Source organism: Actinomadura sp. NPDC047616 (genome assembly GCF_040642915.1).
Lineage (GTDB): Bacteria > Actinomycetota > Actinomycetes > Streptosporangiales > Streptosporangiaceae > Spirillospora > Spirillospora miaoliensis.
Genome location: NZ_JBEYTB010000018.1, coordinates 96,583 through 112,221 on the forward strand (window position 1 = coordinate 96,583; position 15,639 = coordinate 112,221).

Sequence of the window (15,639 nt, forward strand, 5' to 3'; positions counted from 1 at the left end):
GGATTCTCCTCAGCCCAACCGGTACAGCTGCCCGCCGCCCATGGGCGACGTCGCACTACCCGACGTCGAGTCGCCGCTTGAGCCGCCGTACTCGCTCGGGTCGACCTGCTCGCCGTGCTGCTGCACCCAGGACGAGACGTCCGAGCCGCCACCGGAACCACCGCCGCCCGGGCCGCCTGCGCCGAAGCCCCGCCCGCCGAGCAGGATGTAGCGGAGCCTGCCCTCCTTGACGTACCGCTGCAGCTTGTCCACGGTCATCGCCGGGTCACGGCCGCTGAAGCCGCCCATGGCGATGACGGGACGGCCGGTCTGCAGGATGATCGAGGACGCCTCCATCGCGCTCGACACCGCCACCAGCCACTCGGCCGACCCCTGGTTCTTCTCCAGGTAGGAGATCATCTGCTGGTCGACCATGCCGCCGCGTCCACCACCGGACCCGCCAGGCCCGCCCGAGCCGCCAGGTGCGCCACCGGGCACGCCCGCCGAGCCGTCGCCGCCCAAACCCGCACCCGGCCCAGGCATGGGCATCTGCTGCGGCATGCCACCACGAACCTCACCGGAAGCCCCGCCCGGCATGCCACCCCGCGCGCCATCACCCCGGTAACGGAACCCCTGCCCGCCCGGGAACCCTCGGCCACCGGGACGGCCGAACCCGCCGGGCCCCATCTGCGTGCCGGGACCCGCCAGCGGATTGCTGCCGTTCACCGGGGACGACGCCGCCGACGCCGCGTACGCGCCCGGCCCCGCCAGAACCGCCACCAGCCCCAGCACCAGCCCCGCGACCGTCACCGACCGTCCCGCCCGCGCGCCGAACCGGGCGACCAGCAACGCGCCCACGGCCAGCACGGTCACCGCCGCCACCAGCCACCGCAACCACGGAAGCCACTCCGGAGTGCGGTCGAGCAGCACGAACGCCCACCCGCCGGTGACCGCCACGCCCGCGGGCAGCACCCACGCCCACGCCGCCGAACGCCGGTACGCCTCGTACAGCAGCACCGCTCCCGCACCGGTCAACGCGCCGATCGCCGGGGCCATCGCCGTGACGTAGTACGGGTGGAAGATGCCCTGGGCGAAGCTGAACACCACGAAATGCACCGCCAGCCAGCCGCCCCACAGCACCAGCGCCGCACGCTGCGGGTCGGCGCGCGGCCGCCTGCGCAGCAGCACCAGCCCCGCCACCAGCGCGACGGCCGACAACGGCAGCAGCCAGGAGATCTGCCCCCCGACGATCTGGTTGAACATGCGGTCCGCGCCCGCGGCGCCACCGAAACCACCGCCACCGCCCGGCCCGCCGCCGGGGCCACCGCCGGGGCCGTCGCCCTCACCGAACACCCGGCCCAGGCCGTTGTAGCCGATCACCAGGTCCCACACGCTGTTGTTCTCGCTGCCGCCGATGTAGGGGCGGCGGTCGGCGGGAACGGCGTCCACGATCGCCATCCACCACCCGGCGGCCACCACCAGCACGCCACCGGCCGCCAGCAGGTGCCACACCCGCCGCACCGGCCCGGGCCTGCCCGCCACCAGGTACGCCAGCGCCAGCGCGGGCACCACCACGAACGCCTGCAGCATCTTGGTGTTGAACCCGCAGCCGACGAACACCGCCGCCAGCGACAGCCACCGCAGCCGCCCCGACTCGACGGCGCGCTGGCACGCCCAGGCGGCCAGCACCAGGAACAGCACCAGCAGCGTGTCGGGGTTGTTGTCGCGGTTGATCGCCACGGTGATCGGCGTCAGCGTCAGCACCCCGGCCGCCACCAGCGCCGCCACATGCCCGAACGCGCGCCGCACCGTGGCGTGCAGCACCGCGACGGCCGCCACGCCCAGCAGCGCCTGCGGCAGCAGCATGCTCCACGACCCGAACCCGAACACCCGCGCCGGCAGCGCCATCGCCCACAACGCCATCGGCGGCTTGTCCACGGTGATGAACGACCCGGCGTCCAGCGACCCGTAGAAGAACGCCTTCCAGCTCTGCGTCGCGCTCTTGACCGCCGCCGCGTAGTAGGTGTTGGCGTAACCGTTCTTCGACAGCCCCCACGCGTACAGCGCGAAGGCCGCGAGCAGCACAGCCCACAGCGCGGGCCGCGACCAGCGCGGGTCGTCCGGGCCGCCCAGGGCCAGCCGCCGCAGACGGCCGGACCCGCGTGGCGCACCACGGCCGTCACCGGTGGCGGGGGTCTGCTGCGACGCCGCGGGGAACGTCTGTGTCGAATGTGCGGGGGTGGTCATCGGGTCTCTTCCGTGTCGGGACGACTCTGGGCAGGATCACGCGAAAACGAAGCCGAAGCGGGAGCCGAAGCAGGAGGCGAAGCGGGCGCGGCGGCAGACTCGGAGACAGGCGCGGCGGGGTGTCCCAGGCGCCGCGGGTGGAAGATCCAGGCGCGCATCAGCAGGAACCGCACCAGCGTCGCCACCCCGTTGGCGCACACCAGCGCCACCACCTCCACGGCCCGGGACGCGCCGGGCGTCAGCGCGTGCAGCAGCGCCAGGCCCCCGGTGCTCAGCGCCAATCCCAGCAGGAACGCCAGCCCGCCCTCCAGCTGCTGGCGCAGCGCCCGCTCGGGCCCGGTCACCCCGAAGGTGAAGCGGCGGTTGGCGGCGGTGTTGCCGACCGTGGTGACCACCAGGGACAGCGCGTTCGCCCACAGCGGCCCCATCACCGTGCGCAGCAGCACGAACAGCACCAGCTGCGCGATCGTGCTGAACACCCCGATGATCGCGAACGAGGGGAGCTGCCGCGCCATCCCGGCCGGCAGCCGGGGCCTGGGCCGCCCGCCCACCGGCGCGCGGAACGCGCCGGTCAGCATGCGGCGTCCCACACGCGCCATGCCTTTCAGGTCGTCCAGCGCGGTGCGCAGCACGTCCACGCGGCTGTCAGGGTCGTCCACCCAGTCCACCGGCACCTCGTGGATGCGCAGCCCGTTGCGTTCGGCCAGCAGCAGCAGCTCGGTGTCGAAGAACCACTGCTCGTCCTCCACCGACGGCAGCAGCGCTTGGGCGATCTGCGTGCGGGCGGCCTTGAAACCGCACTGCGCGTCGGTGAACCGGGCCGCCAGCGTCGTGCGCAGCAGCAGGTTGTAACACCGGGAGATCACCTCCCGTTTGGGGCCGCGCACCACCGCCGACCCACGCGTCAGCCGCGACCCGATCGCCAGGTCGCTGTGCCCGGAGATCAGCGGCGCGACCAGCGGGAGGAACGCGTCCAGATCGGTGGACAGGTCCACGTCCATGTAGGCGACCACGTCGGCGTCGCTGGCGCCCCACACGTGCCGCAGCGCGCGGCCCCGGCCCTTCTGCTCCAGCCGCACCGCCCGCACTCCCGGCAGTTCGGCCTCCAGCTCCCGCGCCACCCGCCAGGTGCCGTCGGTGCTGGCGTTGTCGGCCACGGTGATGCGGAACCGGTACGGGAAGGTCTGCTCGAGATAGGAGTGCAGCCGCCGCACGCTGCGCGCCAGCACGTGCTCCTCGTTGTAGACGGGCACGGCGATCTCCACCAGGCGTCCCCGCCCGCCCGGACCGGGCGGGGACGGCGACGGCCCGGCGGGGTCGGCCCGATCGGTGACCAAGTGACTCATGGGAACACGCTGACCGGGCGGTGTGGGAAGGCCCTGAGTCCTTCCTTAACCCCGGATGAGAAACCCCGCCCGCCCGCATCACAATGGCGGCGGCCCCGGGGGCGCGTGTCAGTCCGGGCGGGACGGGGAGCCGGGCAGGCGCACGCGCACCAGCGTGCCGCCCCCGTCCGCCGGGTCCAGGCTCACCTGGCCGCCGCTTTCGCGCACCACCCGCGCCACGATCGACAGGCCCAGCCCCGACCCCGGCAGGCTCCGCGCCGACGGCGAACGCCAGAACCGGTCGAACACGTGCGGCAGCTCGTCGGCGGAGATGCCCGGCCCCTGGTCGCGCACGGTCAGCTCGCCCGCGCTCAGCCGCACGTCCACCGCGCCGCCCGGCGGGCTGAACTTCACCGCGTTGTCCAGCAGGTTCACCACGGCCCGCTCCAGCGACCCCGGGTCGCCGCGCACGAACCACGGCTTGACCTCCGTGCCGATGCGCAGCCCCGGGCCGCGCAGCCGGGCACGTTCCACCGCGCGCCCCACCACCTCGTGCAACGCCACGATCTCCCGCGAGGGCTCCTGCTCGGCGGGACGGGCCAGCTCCAGCAGGTCCCCGACCAGGCTGGACAGCTCCTGCATCTGCGCCTTGACGTTCACCAGCATCCGCCGCCGCGTGTCCGGCGGCAGCTCCCGCCCGGTCTCCTGCGAGCGCAGCAGCAGATCGATGTTGGTGCGCAGGCTGGTCAGCGGCGTGCGCAGCTCGTGCCCGGCGTCGGCGATCAGCTGCTGCTGCCGCTCCCGGGAGGCGGCCAGCGCCGCGGTCATGGTGTTGAACGACCGGCTCAGCCGCGCGATCTCGTCACGGCCCTCCTCGGGGATGCGGGTGTCCAGGTCCTCGGTGCGGGCGATGTGCTCGACCACCTCGGTCAGCTCGTCCACCGGACGCAGCGACGCCCGCGCGATCACCAGCCCCGCACCGGCCGACGCCAGCACCCCCAGCGCCGTCACCGCCACCAGGAACAGCGCCAGCGTGTTCAGCGGCGCGGTGACCTCCTCCAGCGGGATCGCGAACGACACCGCCGCGCGGGTGCCGTCCTCGGCCAGGAACGGACGGGTGAAGATCCGCACGTCCCTGCGGTTCCCGTCGGCGTCCACTCCGGTGCCGTCGTGCAGCGCGTCCGGCCGCGCCCCCCGCGCGACCTGCGCGTCCGCCGGCGTCACCGTCAGCGCCCCGGCGCCCGGCACCGTGCAGGGGCCGCCCTGCGGGGTGACCACCTGCATGATCGTGTACGGGCCGGGCAGCGGCCGTACCTGGCCCTCGCTGGTGGCGGTCGGCGTGCACGCGGCCAGCACGAACGCCAGGTCCCGCCGCATGCGGAACACGCTGGGCCCACCCGGGCCGCCGGGACCGCCGTGTTCGCCCATCAGCGGCCCGCCGATCCCCATCAGCCGCTGGTCCAGCTTGTCGTACAGCTGGTCGCGCACCAGGAACCAGCTGGCCGACGCGCACACCGCCACCGCCACGGCCACCGCCAGTGCGATCAGCAGCGCCAGCCGCCCCCGCAGCGGCAGCCGACGCATCATGACGCCGATCTCAGCACGTACCCCACGCCGCGCACGGTGTGGATCAGCCGCGGCAGGCCGCCGTTCTCGGTCTTGCGGCGCAGGTACATCACGTACACCTCCAGGGAGTTGGAGGCGGGCTCGAAGTCGAAGCCCCACACCGTCTCCAGGATCTGCTCGCGCGTGAGGACCTGCCGGGGATGCCGCAGGAACATCTCCAGCAGCATGTACTCGGTACGGGTCAGCTCCAGCGAATTGCCGGCGCGCGACACCTCGCGGGTCAGCGTGTTCATCCGCAGGTCGTCGAAGGCCAGCAGGTCCTGCGCGCCGTCCCCGCCGCCGGCGGCGCCGGCGGCCGCCACGGCCATGGCGCTGCGGCGCAGCAGGGCCCGCACGCGGGCCAGCAGCTCGTCCAGCTCGAACGGCTTGACCAGGTAGTCGTCGGCGCCGGCGTCCAGCCCGGTCACCCGGTCGCCGACCATGTCGCGGGCGGTCAGCATCAGCACCGGCATCATCGCGCCCCTGGCCCGCATCCGACGGCAGGCGGTCAGCCCGTCCATGCGCGGCATCAGCACGTCCAGCACCACCAGGTCCGGGCGGGCGCGCTCGACCTCCTCCAGCGCGGCGACGCCGTCGGCGGCCCCGGCGACCCGGTACCCCTCGAACTCCAGGCTGGTGGTCAGCGACTCGCGCACCGCGGGCTCGTCGTCCACGACCAGAATGCGCGCACCCGCCGCCGCCTGCTGCGTCCCCGGCTCCATGCACACACCGTAACCAGCGGGCAGCGGTGCCCACGCACGGCGCGGACCATTCTCATGGATCTTTCAGGAACCCCCAGGACACCCTCAGGACGGGGCGTCCGGCGGCAGCGGGACGAACACGGCGGGACGCGGCGGCGCGGCGGGCACGGGACGGCGCCGCAGCCCCGCGCTGTAACGCGACGGGTTCCGCAGCGCGCCGACCTTGAGCTTCGGCACGGCGGGCACCGGGTCGCCGGTGGCCGCGCCGAACACCTCCGAGGTGACGGGCCCGGCCAGGGACGCGGTGGCGCGTGCGGCGCGGGTCAGCAGGTCGGCGACCGACACCTGGCCGTCGCGCCGGGACGCGGGCTCGGGCGCCGGACGGGTCGCCGCGGCCCAGCCGCCGCGCATGACGTCGATGACCACCTCCCGCGCCACCTCGCGCATCAGCCCGCGCAACGCGACCTTCATCGCCTCGCGCAGCGCGTCGCGCAGCAGCTCGGCCATGACCGCCTCGATCGCGGCGGTCGCGGCGCGCGTGGCGGCCTGCGCCGCCAGGTCGCGGGCGGTGCGGGCCACGGCGCTGCCCGCGACGGCGGCTACCAGGTCGCCCGCCGAGCGGATCCCGGCGTTGCCGGACGCCCGTCCCGCGGCCTCGGCGGCCGCGTCGGCCACCTCGACCGCCATGTCCGCCACGGCCGAGGTCACCGGTGTGATCCCCGCCCAGTCGGCCGCCTCCCGCGCCCGCGCCCGGGCGGTCCCGGCCAGCTCGCGGGCGGCCTCGCGCGCGGTCTGCCGCACGACCCGTACGACGATGTCGCGGCCGGCGACCAGCGCCACGTCCACGGCCGCGTCGGCGACCGTGTCGAGCGCCGAGTCGACGATCTGGCGGGTGGCGGCCTGCACGACCGGCGAGGAGGCGGTGCGTTCGGCCATCTCCAGCGCGGTGGCGGTGGCGGCGCGGGCCAGCGGGCTGCGCGCGGCCAGCCGCCACGCCGCCTCGGCCATCGGATGGGACGCGGCCTGCTCGACGATCTCCACCGCGGCGGTGCCGACCTCCAGCGCGGTGCCGGTCAGCACGTGCGACTCGGCCGCCGCGCGGGCCTGCGACACGGCCCGGTCGGCCGCCTCCCGCGCCAGCCGCGTCGCGGCCTGGCGGGCCGCCTGTTCCACGGCGTCCATCGCGGGGCTGTGCGACACCTGCTCCACGATGCGGGTCGCGGCGCGCTCGGCGGCCTGGCGTCCCAGCCGCCGCACGGGCCCGGACGCGGTGGCCGCCAGCCGGGCGGCGTCGGCGGCCGACGGCGCCAGCACGCCCTGCCACACGTCCTCGATCCGCTCGGCCGCCGCCCGGTCCAGCCGCGCCGGCAGCGCCACGGCGTGCGGGTCGGGACGGCCCTGCCCGGAGGGACGGTCGGCCGCCACCTCGGGCACCACTTCCGGCGCCGCCTCGGGCACCGCTTCGGGCACCGCCACGGCCTTGCCCGTGCCGGTGTTCTCGCCGCCGGTGTCCTCGACCTGCTCGTCCACGGCCACGCCCCCTATGACGTACTGGTCTTCACCTTCACCATAACTTCCGTTGACCCCAAGTCGAGATCGATCTCGAGTTCGCCCGGACGGCGCCGCCGACACGTCGCCGCTGTATATGCCCCCGAACCCGGCCCGCTCTCACCCCGCGTCGGAAACGCGCGAAGAGGCGCCGGCGAAGGCGCGGCGGGCGTGGGCCAGGAAGGCGCGCACGGCCGGGGTGTGGGTGTTCTTCCAGACCAGGGCCAGCATGGCGGGCGCGTCCACGTCGTCGATGACCCGCGCGGTCAGGCGGTCGCGGTAGGCCCCGGCCATAGAGCTGGACAGGATGCCCACGCCCAGGCCGCGGCCCGCCAGGTCGGCGATGGCGTCGGCGGCGCTGACCTCGAACGCGATCACCGGGTGGACGTCGCGGGCGGCGCACGCCCGGTCGAACACCGTGCGCAGCCCCGTCCCGGGCGGCATGCACACGATCGGATGGGCCCTCAGGTCCTCCAGCGTGACGTGGGGCCGGTCGGCCAGGGGGTGCCCGGCGGGCACGGTCGCGACCAGCCGATCGCTGGTGACCGTCAGCGCGGGCAGCCCGCCCGGGGCGGCGGTCGCGGTGCCGACCAGGGCCAGGTCCAGCGCGCCGTCGCACACCCCGTCCACCAGCCGGTCCGAGCCGTCCTCCAGCAGCGCGATCTCGACCCCGGGATGCGCCCGGTGGAACCCGGCTAGGGCGTCGAACAGCGGCGTGACCGTGCAGCCGACCACCATGCCGACGGCCAGGCGGCCGCGGATCAGGTCGCTCACCTCTCCCACCGCCTGCTCGACCGCCCGGGCGGCGGCCAGCGCGGCCCGGGCGTGCTCCAGGGCGGCCTTGCCCGCGACGGTCAGCGTGGCGGTGCGGCCGGAACGGTCGAACAGTTCGGCGCCCAGCTCCCGCTCCAGCTGCCGGATCTGGGCGCTGACCCCCGACTGGCTGATGCGCACCCGCTCGGCCGCCCGCGTGAAGTTGCGCTCCTCGGCCACGGCCACGAAGTACTCCAGCTGCCGCAATTCCATAACTGCTGATTCTAGTTTCCATCAGAACAATCTGTTGGACTTCTGGCAGCGGCGCGGGCAGGCTGAAGAACGTTCCACCCGAACCCACCTCGAAGAACCTCGAAGAGGAGACGTCATGGCCGTGTACGAGAAGGCGATGCGCCCCGAAGACCTCACCCGCCTGTTCGTCGAACGCGCCAACGCCGGCGACGCCGCCGGGATCGCCGCGCTGTACGAGGAGGACGCGGTGATGGCCTACCCGCCCGGCGCCCAGACCGTGGGCCGCCAGGCCATCCGCGAGCTGTGGGAGAAGGTGCTGGCGGCCCGGCCCCGCTTCGAGCCCGAGCCGCCGCTGCCCACCCTGATCAGCGGTGACATCGCCCTGACCAGCACCCCGCCCAAGGACGGGGCGGGCGCCCGCGCCCAGGTGGTCCGCCGCCAGCCGGACGGAAGCTGGCTGCGCCTGCTCGACCAGCCCGAGTTCGTCCCCACCGCGGGCTGACGCCCGGCAACCCGACGCCCGGCAACTCGGCGGCGGGCACCCCGGCGGCTGGCTCGTGGGGCTGGCTCGTGGGGCCGGCGACGTCAGCGGCCGCAGGAGCGGCAGGCGGTGCGGGTGCGGCGCGCGTACCCGGCCGCCGCGACCGCCATCGCCACGCCCCACAGCAGGTAGGACGGCACGGCGACCCAGAAGAACGCCTCGGGCAGCACCAGCCCTCCGCTCGGCGGGAACGGGTTGCGGCCTTGCAGCCGCTCCCCGACCATCAGCACCAGCATCAGCCCGAAGTACACCACCATGCCGCCGGAGATCCCGGCCGCGGGCCACAGCACCAGCGGCCGGGGCACCCGCCGTCCCGCCGCCAGCGGAACCCAGCGCGGCCACACCCGCCCCCAGCCGTGCGCCAGCGCCAGCGGCAGCACCGTACCGGCCAGCACGAACCCCGCCTCGAACAACACCGCCGACACCCCGCCGGTCATCGGGTTCTCCCCGAACCCCACGCACGCCTGCGCGACGAGCCGCAGCGCGCACCCGGCCACCGCCAGGTAGGCGGCGACGAACACCCAGCGCGGGGTGTGGCCGAGCGCGGCGGGCGCGTTGTCGCCACGGCCGCACACGGCGCAGCCGTCCCGGGTGCGGCGCTGGTGCGCCAGTGTCGCCAGGCCCACCAGGACGGCCACGCCCAGGCACGCCGCCCTGCTCAGCGCCCCAAGCGGGTAGAAGCGGACGCCCAGCCCCGGCAGGATCCCGCCCACCACGTCCAGCAGGAACAACGCCGCCGACGCCACCATCGCCGCGCTCACCGCCCAGCCGGCCGCCAGCAGCCCGCGACGCGGCAGCCCCGCGGTCACCGCCTTCGGCGACGCCCACAGCAGCCCCGACACCACCGCAGCGGCGCCGCACAGACCCGCCGACGACCAGCCGGTGAACACCACCAGGTCCCCGTCCACCGGCGACAGGGCCTCGGGCATGTGCCCCGCCCGCCAGTACACGCGCAGCATGCCGTACAGCGCAGCGCCCACCAGTGCCGCGCCCGCCAGCGCCGGACGCGCCGGCGCGGCACCCGGCGGTGCGGCGCCCGTCCGCCGTTGCGGCCGTGCCGCTGATCGAATGGTCGACTCCATGACCGCCATGTTCCGGCGCGCCCGCCCGCCGCCACCTCCCCGTCGCGGCCGATCCGCCTCCCCCGCGCGGGGGGGCACAAGGGGGGCACAACGGAGCACATGAGAGCACGCGGGAGCACGGCGCAGCCGCTTGACCCCAGGTTCGGTTGACGTTGCAGGCTCGCCCCCGACGACACCGACACGTTAAGGAGTGATCATGGCCGTGCTCGGCATCGGGGTGATCCTGCCCGGCGTCACCGTGCAACACCGGCAGCGCCTGGACCTGCGGCAGGCCGCCCGGCACGCCGAGGACGCGGGACTGGACGGCGTGTGGCACGGCGACCATCTGGCCACCGGCGCCCCCGCCCTGGACCTGACCGTGGCCCTGGCCACCGCGGCGGCCGCGACCTCGCGCATCCAGGTCGGCGCGAGCGTGTTCGTCCCCGCCATCCGACCCCTGGCCTGGGCCGCCAAGCAGATCGCCGGCCTGCGCTACGTCTGCGGCGAACGGCTGGTGCTGGGCGTCGGGTCGGGCGGCGGGCCCGGCCAGTGGGCCGCCGCCGGAGTCCCCTACGGCGAGCGCGGCCCCCGCACCGACACCGCGCTGGAACTGCTGCCGCGCCTGCTGGCGGGCGAGCGGGTGCGGCTGCCGGGCGAGCCCGGCGAGCCGCACGTCCAGCTGGCGCCCGCCGTGCCGATGCCGCCGGTGTGGGTGGGCAACGCCTCCCCGGCGGCGATCCGGCGGGCCGCCCGGTTCGGCGACGGCTGGTTCCCCTCCCTGATCGGCGTCCGGCAGGTCGCCGAGGGCGCGGCCCGGCTCGCCGAACTGGCCGCCGCGCACGACCGGCCCGTCCCGCGGATCGCGGTCGGCGCCACCGGAGCCGTCGGCAAGGAGGAGGACCTTCCCGGACGCGCCGACATCGCCGCGGGTATCGCCGGCGCGTACGGGCGGCCGGTCGAGGAGGTGATGGACCTCCCGCTCACCGGCGAGCCGGCGCGGGTGGCCGACCGGCTGGCCGCCTACGCCGACGCCGGGGTCCGGGACGTCGTCGTGGGCGTGGCCGGAGGGGACTGGCGCGAGCAGTGCGACCGGCTCGCCGAGGCCCGCGCGCTCCTGCAGTGAACCCCGCAGGGAATCCGCAGTGAACCGGGGTGAGTCCCGCGTCCGCGCGGGTTCTTCACACAAAGAGTGTTAACAACGGGCGATTTGTCTGATAAATGATGAAGGTGACGGCAGTCACACCAGGGAGTGTCCATGGCCGTTCACCTTCCGTCCCCCGCCGACCCTTCGTCTCCCCGAACCGCCCCCACCCACGACACCTCCGCCCCAGACACCTCACCTCACCACTCGTCCCCCGCCACGCCCCTGCCCCGGCGGACCGTGCTGCGCGCCGCGGCCGCCGCCGGGGGCGGCGCGCTGCTGTTGGGCGCCTGCGGCACCCGCAAGGACGCGCCCCGCCGCGCCACCGGCGACCCCTGGCGGCAGTTCGCCGGAACCACCCTGAACTTCATCTCCGAGAACACCGCGCCCACCGCCGCCATCGCCGCCGACCTGCGGCCGTTCACCCGGCTCACCGGCATCCGCGTCAACATCGTCACGCTGGAACTGTCGGCCCTGGTGCAGAAGGTCGCCCTGGACCTGGCCTCCGGCGAGGCCCAGTACCAGGTCATCTACGCCGACCCCTACCAGGTGCTCGCCCCCTACTCCAAGGGCCTGGTCGAGCTGCGCGAACTGGCCGCCGACCCGAGCCTGCCGCCCCTGCCCGGCGGATTCGGCGACTTCATCCCCACCCAGCTGGACGCCGCCGGACGCTTCGCCGCCTCCGACAAGGTGTTCGCCCTGCCCTACGACTGCCCCACCATGATCTGGCAGTACCGGCGCGACCTGTTCGACAAGTACCACGACCGCATGGCCGCCGACCTGGGCTTCGACCCCACCCCCGGCGACGACTCCACCTGGGAGCAGTACTACGCCATCGCCAAGTGGTTCACCGACAACGTCGACGACGTCCCCTACGGCACCGGCCACCAGGCCAAACAGCACGACTCGCTGATGAACGACTTCTCCAACGTGCTGTGGGCCCACGGCGGGAGCTACTTCGACGACGACCCCGCCGTCGGACGGCTCGGCACCGTCGACCCCGGCCCGTGCCGCCTGGACGCCGACGCCGCCGTCACCGCCGCCGAGTTCTACCGCAGACTGCTGGCCGTCGCCGACCCCGCCTCGCGCACCTGGGACTGGGACGGCGTCGGCGCGGCGTTCCGCGCCGGACGCCTGGCCATGTGCCCCAACTGGCACGAGTTCGCCGCCAGCAACGAAGAGGTCATGCCCGGCAAGGTCGGCTACGCGCCGCTGCCCAAGGGACCGGCCCGCCGCGCCGGCATGTACGGCGGCACCGGCATCGCCATCAGCGCCAACACCCTGCCCAACGAACGCCGCGCCGCCTGGCTGTTCCTGCTGTGGGCCACCTCCCCCGACAGCCAGCTGCGCGGCCTGGCCAGCAAGGTCGGCGGCGGCACCCCCACCCGCCGGTCGGTGTACGAGCGTCCCGACGTCAAGGCCGCCGCCCGCCGCCCGTCACCGATGCCGAACCTGCTGACCACCGACGCCGTCGAACGGACCTGGCGCACCGAGAACATCGGCCTGCGCCCCAAGATCCCCATGTGGAACGAGTGCGACACCGCCATCTACACCGAGGTGTCGCGGATGCTGGCCGGCGACGCCTCGCCCGCCGAGGCGATGCGCTCGGCACGCAGACGCTTCGACCGCATCATCGCCAGGGGGTGGGCGGCATGACCAGCTCCACCGCCCCCGCCGACAGCGCCACCGGCACCGCCCGCACCGCACCGCGCACGCGACGCGCCCGCCGGCTGCCCGGCTTCGAGGGACGCATGATGGCGCCCGGCCTGCTGCTGCTGGCCGCCCTGTCGATCGTGCCGTTCCTGGCCATCATCGTCATGAGCCTGGCCCGGGTGCGGCTGCTGGGCGGCGTCGGCCTGGAGTGGGTCGGCACCGACAACTGGACGCGGTTCTTCACCGACCCCGACCTGGGCTGGACCTGGGTCCGCACCGCCGTGTACTTCACCCTCACCGTCGGGCTGGAGATGCTGCTGGGCGTCGGCCTGGCACTGGCGGTGTGGCGGCTGGCGCGCGGCCGCAACGCGGCGCTGACACTGCTGCTGCTGCCGATGTTCGTCGCGCCCGTCATCGTCGGGCTGCTCGGCCGGTTCCTCACCGACTCCACCTTCGGCCTGTACACCTGGGTGCTGCGGCAGGTCGGCTACGACGGCGACATCATGGGCTCGAAGGTGTCGGCGTTCACCGCCGTGGTGCTGATGGACGTGTGGGAGTGGACGCCGCTCATCACGCTCATCGCGCTGGCGGGCCTGACGTCCATCCCCGCGAGCCTGCGCGAGGCCGCCTCCATCGACGGCGCCGGCGGCCGGAGCATGCTGGTGCACATCATCCTGCCGTCCATCTCCAACGTGCTGCTGGTGGCGCTGCTGATCCGCTCGATGGACGCCATCCGCTACTTCGACGTCATCTGGGTCACCACCGGCGGCGGACCCGCCGACGCCACCAAGACCGTGCCGGTCCGGCTGTACGAGACCGCGTTCCGCTTCTTCGACCTGGGCTACGCCGCCGCGATCGGCCTGGCCATGCTCGCCGCGTCCATCGTCGTCGCCCGCGCGTTCATCCGCGTCCTTGACCGGGAGGGACTGACCCGATGACCCGCGAAACGCCCCTGGAGCGCGGCAGCCGCCGTTCCCGCGTCGCCGCCACCGTCGTCGTCGCCGTCGGGCTGGTCTGGACCCTGGTCCCGCTGGCCTGGATGGCGCTGTCGTCGGTGAAACCGTCCGAGCAGGTCACCGCCGCCACGCCCGACCTGCTGTTCACCCCCACCCTCGGCAACTACCGCGAGCTGTTCACCGGCGCCAACGACCTGGCCCCCTACATCTGGCACAGCATGCTGGCGGCCGGGGCGGCGGCGGTGCTGGCGGTCGTGCTCGGCGCGCCCGCCGGGTACGGGCTGGCCCGCACCCGCACGCGCGGCAAACGGCACCTGTCGTTCTGGATCATCTCCACCCGCATGGCGCCGATCGCCGCCGTCGTGCTGCCGCTGTTCCTGATCTACCGGCGGCTCGGCCTGCTGGACTCGGTCCCCGGCCTGGTGCTGGCCTACCTGACCTTCAGCCTGCCGTTCGCGATCTGGCTGATGAGCGCGTTCTTCGCCCAGGTGCCCTACTCCCTGGAGGAGTCGGCGCTGGTCGCCGGCTGCTCGCGGTGGCAGGCGTTCTGGTACGTGGTGCTGCCGCTGACCAAACCCGGGCTGGTCACCACGTTCGTGCTGTGCCTGGTGTTCTCCTGGAACGACTACGCCTTCGCGCTGGTGTTCAGCGGCCCCGGCTCCCAGACCCTGCCGATCGCGGCCAGCCAGTTGGTCACCCAGACCGGCATCGACTGGGGACAGCTCACCGCGATCGGCACCATCGTCGTCGTCCCGATGATGCTCGTAGGAATCGCCGTCCGCCGGTGGCTGGTCACCGGCCTCACGCTAGGAGCGGTCACAGGTGAGTGAGACCATCCCCGGCACCCTTCCTGACACCATTCCCGCCACCATGCGGGTGTCGCTGCTGCGCGGGGTGCACGACCTGGTGCTGGACGAACGTCCCGTTCCCGAACCGGGGCCCCGCCAGGTGCTGGTACGGGTCAGCGCCGTCGGCACCTGCGGCTCCGACGTCCACTACTACGAGGAGGGCCGCATCGGGAACTTCGTGGTGCGCCGGCCCCTGGTCCTGGGGCACGAGTCCGGCGGCGTGGTCGCGGCGGTCGGGCCGGGCGTCACCCGCAACCACCCCGGGCAGCGCGTGTCCATCGAACCGGGCGTGCCGTGCTTCACCTGCGACCAGTGCCGCACCGGCCACTACAACCTGTGCCCGGACATGCGGTTCTTCGGCACCCCGCCGATCGACGGCGCGTTCAGCGAGTACGTCGTCGTGCACGAGGCCATGGCGCACCCGGTGCCGGACACCCTGTCCGACGAGGCCGCCGCGCTGCTGGAACCCCTGTCGGTCGGGGTGTGGGCGTGCCAGAAGGGGGGCGTCGGCCCCGGCTCACGCGTCCTGGTCACCGGCGCCGGACCGATCGGGCTGATCGCGGCGCAGACGGCGCGCGCGTTCGGCGCCGGCGAGGTCATGGTCACCGACGTGCGGCCGCACCGCCTGGAGCTGGCCGCCGACCTGGGCGCCGACGCCACCGTCAACGTCGCCGAACGTCCCGTGTCGGGCTTCGAACCCGACGTGCTGCTGGAATGCTCGGGCGTGCCCGCCGCGATCGGCGCGGCCATCCGCCTGGTCGGCCGCGGCGGCCGCGTCGTGCTGATCGGCATGGGCGGCGATGAGATCCCGCTGCCGCTGGACCACGTCCAGCGCCACGAGATCCAGGTCACCGGCACCTTCCGCTACGCCAACACCTGGCCGACCGCGATCGCGCTGGCCGCGTCCGGCAAGGTCGACCTCGACCGGCTCGTCACCCACCGCTTCGACCTGGCCGAGGCCGAACGCGCGCTCACCGTGGCGGCCCGCGACGAGACCGCGATCAAACCCGTCGTGCGCCCCTGAGAGGA

The 15,639-nt window shown here is 74.2% G+C and carries 13 protein-coding genes; 6 read left to right on the forward strand and 7 right to left on the reverse strand.

What is annotated here, in order from left to right:
* Positions 1-9 precede the first annotated feature (9 nt).
* The 6 genes from ABZ801_RS34020 to ABZ801_RS34045 all read right to left on the reverse strand — a co-directional run bounded on the left by ABZ801_RS34020 (position 10) and on the right by ABZ801_RS34045 (position 8,431).
* Positions 10-2,226, reverse strand: coding sequence for a glycosyltransferase family 39 protein (locus ABZ801_RS34020; RefSeq protein WP_360705914.1), 2,217 nt, complete (start codon positions 2,224-2,226; stop codon positions 10-12).
* Positions 2,223-3,572 (reverse strand): bifunctional glycosyltransferase family 2/GtrA family protein, encoded by a 1,350-nt coding sequence (locus tag ABZ801_RS34025; RefSeq protein WP_360705917.1) that lies wholly within the window; start codon positions 3,570-3,572, stop codon positions 2,223-2,225. Before ABZ801_RS34025 ends, ABZ801_RS34020 begins: the two co-directional genes overlap by 4 nt.
* Before the next feature lie 108 nt (positions 3,573-3,680).
* Positions 3,681-5,138, reverse strand: coding sequence for a HAMP domain-containing sensor histidine kinase (locus ABZ801_RS34030; protein WP_360705920.1), 1,458 nt, complete (start codon positions 5,136-5,138; stop codon positions 3,681-3,683).
* Entirely contained in the window at positions 5,135-5,878 is a 744-nt protein-coding gene (locus tag ABZ801_RS34035; protein ID WP_360705923.1) for a response regulator transcription factor, read from the reverse strand. The genes ABZ801_RS34030 and ABZ801_RS34035 overlap by 4 nt, the downstream gene beginning before the upstream one ends.
* A gap of 84 nt (positions 5,879-5,962) precedes the next feature.
* Positions 5,963-7,387 (reverse strand): hypothetical protein, encoded by a 1,425-nt coding sequence (locus ABZ801_RS34040; RefSeq protein WP_360705925.1) that lies wholly within the window; start codon positions 7,385-7,387, stop codon positions 5,963-5,965.
* 138 nt (positions 7,388-7,525) lie between these two features.
* Positions 7,526-8,431 carry a LysR family transcriptional regulator gene (locus ABZ801_RS34045; protein ID WP_360705928.1) on the reverse strand — a complete coding sequence of 302 codons (906 nt, stop codon included), beginning with the start codon at positions 8,429-8,431 and terminating at the stop codon, positions 7,526-7,528.
* A 115-nt stretch (positions 8,432-8,546) separates the two neighbouring features.
* Here ABZ801_RS34045 and ABZ801_RS34050 point away from each other — a divergent pair, with 115 nt between their 5' ends.
* Positions 8,547-8,912: a nuclear transport factor 2 family protein gene (locus ABZ801_RS34050; RefSeq protein WP_360705930.1), complete on the forward strand. Its 366-nt coding sequence runs from the start codon at positions 8,547-8,549 to the stop codon at positions 8,910-8,912.
* 83 nt (positions 8,913-8,995) lie between these two features.
* Here the strand turns inward: ABZ801_RS34050 and ABZ801_RS34055 are convergent, their stop codons facing one another.
* Positions 8,996-10,033, reverse strand: a complete 1,038-nt coding sequence (locus ABZ801_RS34055; protein WP_360705933.1) for a hypothetical protein — start codon at positions 10,031-10,033, stop codon at positions 8,996-8,998.
* A gap of 196 nt (positions 10,034-10,229) precedes the next feature.
* On the opposite strand from ABZ801_RS34055, the gene ABZ801_RS34060 reads away from it, so the two are divergent.
* The 5 genes from ABZ801_RS34060 (at position 10,230) to ABZ801_RS34080 (ending at position 15,634) form a co-directional block, all read left to right on the forward strand.
* Positions 10,230-11,135, forward strand: a complete 906-nt coding sequence (locus ABZ801_RS34060; RefSeq protein WP_360705935.1) for an LLM class flavin-dependent oxidoreductase — start codon at positions 10,230-10,232, stop codon at positions 11,133-11,135.
* A gap of 132 nt (positions 11,136-11,267) precedes the next feature.
* On the forward strand, positions 11,268-12,809 hold the full coding sequence (locus ABZ801_RS34065; protein WP_360705938.1) for an extracellular solute-binding protein: 1,542 nt from the start codon (positions 11,268-11,270) through the stop codon (positions 12,807-12,809).
* Positions 12,806-13,744: a sugar ABC transporter permease gene (locus ABZ801_RS34070; RefSeq protein ID WP_360705941.1), complete on the forward strand. Its 939-nt coding sequence runs from the start codon at positions 12,806-12,808 to the stop codon at positions 13,742-13,744. The genes ABZ801_RS34065 and ABZ801_RS34070 overlap by 4 nt, the downstream gene beginning before the upstream one ends.
* Positions 13,741-14,592, forward strand: a complete 852-nt coding sequence (locus tag ABZ801_RS34075) for a carbohydrate ABC transporter permease (protein ID WP_360705944.1) — start codon at positions 13,741-13,743, stop codon at positions 14,590-14,592. The genes ABZ801_RS34070 and ABZ801_RS34075 overlap by 4 nt, the downstream gene beginning before the upstream one ends.
* A complete protein-coding gene (locus tag ABZ801_RS34080) occupies positions 14,585-15,634 on the forward strand; it encodes an NAD(P)-dependent alcohol dehydrogenase (RefSeq protein ID WP_360705947.1) in 1,050 nt (349 codons plus the stop codon). Before ABZ801_RS34075 ends, ABZ801_RS34080 begins: the two co-directional genes overlap by 8 nt.
* The last annotated feature ends 5 nt before the right edge of the window (positions 15,635-15,639 follow it).

Coding starts and splice junctions, on each gene's coding strand:
- ABZ801_RS34020 (WP_360705914.1), bottom strand. CDS start 2,226: ATGACCACCCCCGCACATTCGACACAGACGTTCCCCGCGGCGTCGCAG.
- ABZ801_RS34025 (WP_360705917.1), bottom strand. CDS start 3,572: ATGAGTCACTTGGTCACCGATCGGGCCGACCCCGCCGGGCCGTCGCCG.
- ABZ801_RS34030 (WP_360705920.1), bottom strand. CDS start 5,138: ATGATGCGTCGGCTGCCGCTGCGGGGGCGGCTGGCGCTGCTGATCGCA.
- ABZ801_RS34035 (WP_360705923.1), bottom strand. CDS start 5,878: ATGGAGCCGGGGACGCAGCAGGCGGCGGCGGGTGCGCGCATTCTGGTC.
- ABZ801_RS34045 (WP_360705928.1), bottom strand. CDS start 8,431: ATGGAATTGCGGCAGCTGGAGTACTTCGTGGCCGTGGCCGAGGAGCGC.
- ABZ801_RS34050 (WP_360705930.1), top strand. CDS start 8,547: ATGGCCGTGTACGAGAAGGCGATGCGCCCCGAAGACCTCACCCGCCTG.
- ABZ801_RS34055 (WP_360705933.1), bottom strand. CDS start 10,033: ATGGAGTCGACCATTCGATCAGCGGCACGGCCGCAACGGCGGACGGGC.
- ABZ801_RS34060 (WP_360705935.1), top strand. CDS start 10,230: ATGGCCGTGCTCGGCATCGGGGTGATCCTGCCCGGCGTCACCGTGCAA.
- ABZ801_RS34065 (WP_360705938.1), top strand. CDS start 11,268: ATGGCCGTTCACCTTCCGTCCCCCGCCGACCCTTCGTCTCCCCGAACC.
- ABZ801_RS34070 (WP_360705941.1), top strand. CDS start 12,806: ATGACCAGCTCCACCGCCCCCGCCGACAGCGCCACCGGCACCGCCCGC.
- ABZ801_RS34075 (WP_360705944.1), top strand. CDS start 13,741: ATGACCCGCGAAACGCCCCTGGAGCGCGGCAGCCGCCGTTCCCGCGTC.